A 7,514-nucleotide genomic window follows, 5' to 3' on the forward strand; every position below is an offset into this window, starting at 1 on the left:
TTCTAATACCATTCTTGCTTCGTTTATAAATGGACTATCTGTACCAGGAGAAGAAGTACGAGAATTCATAGATATATGATTGCTGCCTGATAAATCAGCATTAAATGGCGTATATGTAAATTCAATAGACTGTATTCTTCGTCCAGAAGTGTGATAAATATAATCTAAATTTTTAACAATTTGAGTTCCTTCAGGAGTATTTAATTCTGATATTTCTTTAACCGCAGTTTCTAAATATTTTTTACGATTTTTTCTGAGGTCAAATACCTCTTTGGTGTTAAAGGAGTCTTCTTGAGTCTTCAATATTTTAAGTATTTTTTTATCAAAATCATCAATTCTCATTTTTGTACCTTTTGGAAAACTCCTAAACTCGCTTATAAAGCGGTAAACACGTTTGGAGTACTTAGATGGCAGACTATTGTTGATTCCTCTGTTATATTGTAAGTGTTTAACCGTTCTCCAATCTTTGGAATTGATTAAGTCATAAACATATAGCGGTTTATCAATCACATGCCCTTTTGCATCAACTTGTTCTGAACTAATTTGAGCATTAGAAATTGTGAGTTTTACTTCTTTTTTAGTACCATCAAAATCAATTACACTGAAAATATTTATTGTTTTCCATGATTTGGGAGTGCCATCATCATTTGTTTCTCTTACTTGATAGTATGAGAAATTTTTCAATGCCTCGTTTAAATCATACATTATTTTTTGTAGCCGTTTACCATTGTAGAGCGATTTCACACCATTTTTACGTGTTACCCACAATCCACCTAATTCCGCTAATTCCTGATAAGAAAATGTTACTGGTTCACTCCCGTTATAACGGTCTCTCAGCTCTCCAAGTATAGCATAAGTAATATTTTCACTTGCAGCATTTATGTCTTCAGTAGAGAACATCTCAGGCAATTGACGGCTGTATTTAATATCTTTTCTAAATTTATCTTCACTATCAAGTTCATCAAGTAAATCGTAACTTTGCATTTTAACCCCTCTTTCAGTATCAAGATAAAATAATATCTGATTTAATCGTAAAAATTGTGTATTTTTCGTTCAATTCATAGAAGAAAGATAGAAAAACTTATATAAAATACAACATTTTTACGTCATAACCTTTGTTTTTATTAATATATACTATTTTTTTATTCTTGTCTAGTAATAATACAACATTTTTACGATTTACAGCAACATTTTTACGTCACAAGCAACATTTTTACGGTTATATACAACATTTTTACGTCATAGGTACACAATTTTTACTCCCTAATACGCAATTTTTACGACGTATGTACAACATTTTTACTCCCCAGTACAACATTTTTACTCCTCAGTACAACATTTTTACTCCTCACTACAACATTTTTACGATATTAATAGCTATAAACCGTATGGTTAAGCCTTAAAATAGCCCCTTAATTGTAACTGTAACTATAACTTTATATATATAACTATAATTCTTATTCTATAATAAAATAACTAACGAATTTTCAGAAAAAAATAAAAGGAGCTAAAGCTCCAAATTTTTAAATAAAAAATCTATTTCAATTGGAGTAAATGCAGCAACTACTTTCCCAATAATCCTTGGGTTATCATCCCAATATAATTTTATATCTGGAAATTTTCTTTCTCCGTTTTGACCCTCTTCTATATTTAAAGACTGTAGAAGAAGTCCATCTTCCTCTACAGTGACACATTTTATAAAACCATTTCCCATAGAAACATTATCTACTGCACAAACTTGACCATCATAATCAGGAGAACTTTGATATTTTATTAGCGCAGTTTGACCATAATGAAATTCTGGTTCCATTGAGTCCCCTTTAATTGGGATGCCTATATCATAATTAACCTGTTTATCCCAATACACAGTACATGTTTCAATATTATCAGTATAACCTTCACCTAAACCTGCAGATAATGCTTGCTCAGTCGCTTGCTTATATGGGATTAAAGAATTTCTAAAATGAATTATGTTTTCTTGTTCCTTTTGGCTTTTTAATTTATCCTCAGCATAATTAATTGTTTGTTGTTTATTATCATCTGAGAGTTCTTGATAAATTGGCAAAATTTCTGTATCTGTTAAATATTCAAATGAAACATTTAGTGCATCAGCTAATTGTCTCAAATTTTTATCTTTAGGGTTTCTGGACCAATGTCAAATATTTAGACACAAAATGAGCTATATTTTCTTAAAATAATTTTCTTCTTTCTAATTTGGAGTTAAACCATTGTTGGCGGAATGAGGATTATAATTGTTATAAAATTGTTCGATGTATTCAAAGCAAGAGAGTTGAACTTCTTGAATGGAGTGATAAGTTCTGCGATTAATTTCTCGTTGTTTAAGATACTTGAAAAAGACCTCAGTAACGGCATTATCATAGGGATATCCAGGCTTGGAGTAAGAAGCAAGCAATTGATGCTCATCTAATAACTTTCTAAAGGAAGCTGATTTAAATTGGCTCCCTTGATCCGAATGAAAGATAATTGGTTCCTTAGGCTTTCTCTTATTCAAAGCTATTTCAAGAGTGTCACAGGCAAGTTGAGCATCAATCTTATCACTTACTTTCCAAGCAATACATTTCCTTGAGTAGAGGTCAAGAATAGCACAGAGATAAACATGTCGCTTAGGTCCTATAGAGATATAAGTGAAATCTGTTGTCCAAACTTGATTTGGGGAGTTCGGGTTAAATTCTTGTTTAAGCAGATTATCAGAAGAAAATACAGGAGATTTCTTTGATTTAAAACGAGGTTTGATGGTTGACATTTTAGGGAGTGTCATAGACTTGAGAAGTCTTAAGATACGGCCTTCAGAAATATTAACGCCATAATCACGCAGAAGAATGATTTTAAAAGCTCTCGTTCCAATTCTTTTCTTGGCTTTCATATAAATCTCAAGGAGTAATTTTCTCAAGCGTTGATTTTCTACTTCACGCTTCGAAGGCCTCTTGTTTATGAAGTTATAGTAGGTGGAACGATTGACATGTAAAACACGACAGAGCATAACTGTCGTGTGTTCAAATCGGAGTCTATAGATGGCTTTCACTCTTACTTGGAGTTTTGCATGAATATGGCACTCGCTTTTTTTAAGATCAGATTTTCCTCTTCTAATTGTGCATTTCGCTTTTGTAATTCTTGAATTTGCTTGGCAGTCATTACTGTATTGTCTTCCAGTTTAACTTGAGAGAATTGCTTAATCCACTTAGAGAATGCTGTTTGAGAGACGCCATAGTCTTTACAGAGTTCGGATTGAGTTTTACCAGTTTGATAGAGATTAACGAGCGATTGTTTGAAATCCTCGTCGTAACGTTTAAAACCTGACATAAAAGTCCTTTCATTTTTGTGTCTTAATAGACAGATTATAACACACAATTTTCTCTCCACTTTTATAGTATAGCTCCAAGGTTTGCAAAAGAACGTCTCTCCGCTTTATGACGAGTTAAAAGAATTAAGAGGATTGAATGGGGTCAAAGACCACTTGTCTTATGTATCTAGCAAACAAGAAGCCTATTCTAAACGCAATGTAGCGAAGTATCTGAAAAAAGCAATCGAGCAATATCTATCTACGGTTAAAAGGCAGGAATTAGACCATGAGTAAGAATGTAAAAACCATAAAAGAGCTGGCTGACGAATTAGGCACTAATAAAACTAGAATTTCAAGAATAATAAACAAAAATTCAATCCCAACTCAAAAAATAAAAAATAAAATTGTGTTAGAGGACAATTCAGTAAGTCTTATCAGACAGTATTTTAAGAACGAAACCGTCAGTATTCTTAGAACAGAACTTGATAAAGCCCATTCTCATATAGAAAAGTTAAGCAATCTTTCAGACCAGCAACAACGATTAGCTTTGCAGGATAAAAAATTACTGGAAGAATACAAGGCAGAGAATGATAGCTTAAAAGCCCTTAAAATGCCCACAGAGGATACAAAAGAGGAACAGGTGAATAGTCAACCAAAAGAAGAAGTTAAAGCTCTTAAATTTGAAATACGATCCTTACAGGAGGAATTAAACAAACAAAAGATACATTCACAAGAGGAACGAGAAAAATTAAAAGCAGAATTGACAACTCCTAAAAAATGGTATCAATTTTGGAAATGACAAAAAGCCTATAAAATGAGATTGTAGGCTTTTTATTATTCAAGTGGCATAATTCTACTCAAAACCATTTAAAAGGGCTTAAAAGGCAAAATATAAGCTTATAGGACTATTCCAAGCATTAAAGGGAGTGAAAAATTCATTTTTCAATTTCTTTAGTGCTTTTTCGTTGGTTTGCTCAACGACAGGAGCATTATTTTTTACAAAGTAAAAAATAGAGTTTTTTTAAAACTCAATCAAGTCGCTAGGTCTAAAATTTAAAAACCAAAATTTAAGATCTAGCAGCTTGATTATTTAATCGTCTAAATTTCAAAGTCATCATCACGTGCTTTGTGTTTTGGACTTTGATTTTTTTGATAGTCTTCTAATCGCTGTTCTGATTTTTGATAGTATTGAATGTTTTTATCGACTTTATATAAAGTATCTCGCAAATCATCACGTTCTTTTGTTAAGCTTTTAATGGTATCTCTGATTGAGGTATCTTCATAAGGTAACGTTTTTGTTGTTTCCACGTATTCTAAAATCTTTGTGTCTAGCTTGTCTAATTGATGTTGTGTTTCTTGATAGGTGGCTTTTAACTCTTCTCCTATGGTTTCAAAACTTCTATCAAAACCAAGCCCTTGACTGATTAAGAAATCGAACTCATGAAAGACTTGTTTGAGTTTGATATTGACATTGTCAGAATAAAGAGGGATATTTCCACTTTGTCTTTGTAAATTTTTAGCAACGGTTGCCCCAACCATGATTTTATGGTTTGCCGGACTTTTTTTATCAATATACGAAAAGCGGTCGCCCTTTTTAATAAATATTTTATACTGTCCGTTTTCTAATTTATCAACACAGCGTGCAGGTATCTTAATCGTTGCTTCATTATCAAATGCAGTATCAATGGTTACAACTAAATCTTTTTCAGTTTCTTTTGTTACTTGCCAATGTTCGAGTAACATTTCAATTTCTTTTTCTTGTCCTTTTTCTTGAATGCTTTCTTTGTCTTTCCAAAGTTTCACGACTTCCTCAACTGAATAACCAATGGTGTTTCTTTCTATCCGTTCTTTGAGATTTTCCTTTAAAAATTTATCATTTTTTAAACTTCTATCTCTAATTTTTTTGGTTTGTTCGCTTCCCTCTAAAAGATAAGTGGTATATTTTTTTGTGTCGTCTACTTTTAAATTTAAGGCTCTTGCTTTTGTTTTAAAATCTTCCCAAGTGTGAGAATGGTTCATTAAAAATTCAAGTTTGTTTTTAATCTCTTTTCGGTAAGAATTTTGAGCAAGATAGACCAAATAATTTTTGTGAGAATTCCCTAACTTTTTTTCAGGACGGACAATAATTTTACAACCATATGCTTTAGAAATCTTATCAGAAATTTCTTTCAATCGTTCCAAATCATTTTTATTTTGATGAAATTTATTTAAAGTTAAAGGGTCAGTTGCATTAAGCACAATATGATTATGGAGGTGTGGCTTATCGGTATGAGTGGCAATAATAAATTCCGCAGAACTTCCTAGATATTCTTTCATGGTTTTTAAACCAATTTCATGAACTTGTTCAGGCGTTAAATGGTCATCAGGAGAAAAAGATTGTACAAAATGATAGCCGAACCTTTCATTTTTTTGTGGCTTGTTTTTTAAAGTGTTTGCCATTGTTCGTGTCGCTAACATTTCATCACAGGTTGAATGAATATCTAAAATGTTTTGACCGGAAACATATTCAAAGTCATTTGTTTTTTCAGGGTTCATCACATAATCAATGAGTTGGTTTAAATCTTTTGAAGAATGAACCGTTCCGTTCGATTGTTTCGGCATATAAATCACTGTCATTTTTTCTAGCCCTCCGAAATATAATGAACCACTTCTTGAATTTTTTCTTCCAAATTTTCTAATTGCTTTTGATAATCAGACATCCATTCTTTTGTCTGATTATTTTTATTTTCGTTTAAATGTTTAGCAATTTGATTGATATTATTTCCGATACGTTTTAGTTCAGATTTTGTCGCAGAAATTTCAGAAATAATATTTTTATATTCTGAAAAATCAATAGAAAAAATCTCTTTATTGCAACAAGCTCGTCTAGCAAAAATAGAAAAATTAGTGATACCAGTTTTCCTCATCATCAATTTAATTCTTTCGTTCTCTTTTTCATTTACACGAAATTTTTTCTGTATACTTCTCTCACGATTTTCAATTATTTTCATCTTGTCAACCTCACAAATATCTGTCAACTCTAAAAGCTCAAAATAGGGGGTTAGTGTCTTTAGCGAGCTTCGCAAGTGTGTACACACTTGCAGTAAAAAGTATTCATCTTTGACTCACAAAACCTAAAATTTCCAATTTTATTTTTGTTCGTTTCAGACGAATATTTTTATTTTTGGTGGTGTCCCCCAATCCCCCTTTTTGAAAAAAATTAGAGCTTAATTTCAAATTCTTTTAAGACATTTTCGTATCAATTTTTGACTTCAAAACACAAATTTTTAACTTCATCTTCGGTCAAAGTTTGAACCTATTTTTTTGCGTGAATGTAATTATTTAATTCTTCTTTATCAATTAAATCTAATTGTTCATGTATCATTTCTTCTAACCTCTCTATCAATACTTTTTTTGGAGTTGGAAATTTATTTGTCAGTTGAATGGCTTCTAAAATTTCACGTCCATAAAATTCAGTTTCTGTAAAATCTTCGCCTTGATAGTTAATCATCATTCATTTTCTCCTTTGATTTTATTATTTGAAAGTTTATCATTTTTTAGTTCAGTTTCTTGTGGTTTTTTTCAGATAACTTTGTTTTTGCCTTATCAATTCTTTCTTTCATTGTCATTGATTTTTTCGGTACAGGAGCAACATATTTTTCTAATTCAATATCAATTTTTTCAATTAATTCTTTTGCGGTTGCTTGAACATTTTTCATCACATTTTCTAATTGTTCATCAGAAATTTTATCAAAGCCCCAAGAATTTAAATAGCCGATTGAATAATCTTTTGTGTCAATATTTAAATGATTAGCAACGACAAAAGCGGTAGATTCTGCTTCCAATTCTTGTAAAGCATATTTTTCAGAACCGAAAACTTCTTGACTCTCTTTGTGCAATTTTGAATGAGTGATTTCATGCAATAAAGTTTTAATTCTTTGATAACCTTTTAAGTCCGGACTTAAACAAATTTCTTTCGTTGTAGGGGAGTAAAAATCATTTGCCCCAGAACACATTTCTGCTGTTTCTAAAACCTTAATTGGTACATCACTTGCCTTTGTGATTGAGAAAAATAATTTGCGATTATCATCAGGGTTGTCCGGCACATAAGCAACTGGTTTTGGTAAATTTTCATACTCAACAGCCGAAAGTGCCCAAAGCAAAGAAAGTCAAAATTATTTAAAAGGAAAAAAGAGACATCTCCCTCTAAAATCGGCGCTAAAAGATTTCAAAA

7 protein-coding genes and 2 pseudogenes are annotated in these 7,514 nt (G+C 31.4%); 2 read left to right on the top strand and 7 right to left on the bottom strand.

Going from position 1 to position 7,514, the window contains the following annotated elements; genetic code table 11:
* The 3 genes and pseudogenes from LLA01S_RS11400 to LLA01S_RS11410 all read right to left on the bottom strand — a co-directional run.
* A partial coding sequence (locus LLA01S_RS11400; RefSeq protein WP_061778338.1) for a replication initiation protein occupies positions 1-984 on the bottom strand: 984 nt, incomplete at its 3' end.
* A 523-nt stretch (positions 985-1,507) separates the two neighbouring features.
* Positions 1,508-2,125, bottom strand: coding sequence for a S24 family peptidase (locus tag LLA01S_RS11405; RefSeq protein ID WP_021164862.1), 618 nt, complete (start codon positions 2,123-2,125; stop codon positions 1,508-1,510).
* A gap of 38 nt (positions 2,126-2,163) precedes the next feature.
* Positions 2,164-3,321: pseudogene (locus tag LLA01S_RS11410) on the bottom strand (IS3 family transposase).
* Positions 3,322-3,394: 73 nt separating this feature from the next.
* On the opposite strand from LLA01S_RS11410, the pseudogene LLA01S_RS12300 reads away from it, so the two are divergent.
* Both LLA01S_RS12300 and LLA01S_RS11420 read left to right on the top strand, forming a co-directional pair.
* Positions 3,395-3,595: pseudogene (locus LLA01S_RS12300) on the top strand (RepB protein); the annotation flags it as partial.
* Positions 3,588-4,100, top strand: a complete 513-nt coding sequence (locus LLA01S_RS11420) for a coiled-coil domain-containing protein (RefSeq protein WP_061778339.1) — start codon at positions 3,588-3,590, stop codon at positions 4,098-4,100. The pseudogene LLA01S_RS12300 and the gene LLA01S_RS11420, both read left to right, overlap by 8 nt.
* A 299-nt stretch (positions 4,101-4,399) precedes the next feature.
* On the opposite strand, the gene LLA01S_RS11425 is transcribed toward LLA01S_RS11420, so the two are convergent.
* The 4 genes from LLA01S_RS11425 to LLA01S_RS11440 all read right to left on the bottom strand — a co-directional run bounded on the left by LLA01S_RS11425 (position 4,400) and on the right by LLA01S_RS11440 (position 7,443).
* Positions 4,400-5,917, bottom strand: coding sequence for a relaxase/mobilization nuclease domain-containing protein (locus LLA01S_RS11425; protein WP_061778340.1), 1,518 nt, complete (start codon positions 5,915-5,917; stop codon positions 4,400-4,402).
* A 5-nt stretch (positions 5,918-5,922) separates the two neighbouring features.
* The gene (locus LLA01S_RS11430; protein ID WP_061778341.1) at positions 5,923-6,291 is read right to left on the bottom strand and encodes a plasmid mobilization protein; all 369 of its coding nucleotides are present in this window, start codon (positions 6,289-6,291) and stop codon (positions 5,923-5,925) included.
* Between the two features lie 305 nt (positions 6,292-6,596).
* Positions 6,597-6,794: a hypothetical protein gene (locus tag LLA01S_RS11435; RefSeq protein WP_255209990.1), complete on the bottom strand. Its 198-nt coding sequence runs from the start codon at positions 6,792-6,794 to the stop codon at positions 6,597-6,599.
* 43 nt (positions 6,795-6,837) lie between these two features.
* Positions 6,838-7,443, bottom strand: a complete 606-nt coding sequence (locus LLA01S_RS11440; RefSeq protein ID WP_061778342.1) for a zincin-like metallopeptidase domain-containing protein — start codon at positions 7,441-7,443, stop codon at positions 6,838-6,840.
* Positions 7,444-7,514 lie beyond the last annotated feature (71 nt).

The organism is Lactococcus cremoris subsp. cremoris NBRC 100676 (assembly GCF_001591705.1).
Taxonomy (GTDB): Bacteria; Bacillota; Bacilli; order Lactobacillales; family Streptococcaceae; genus Lactococcus; species Lactococcus cremoris.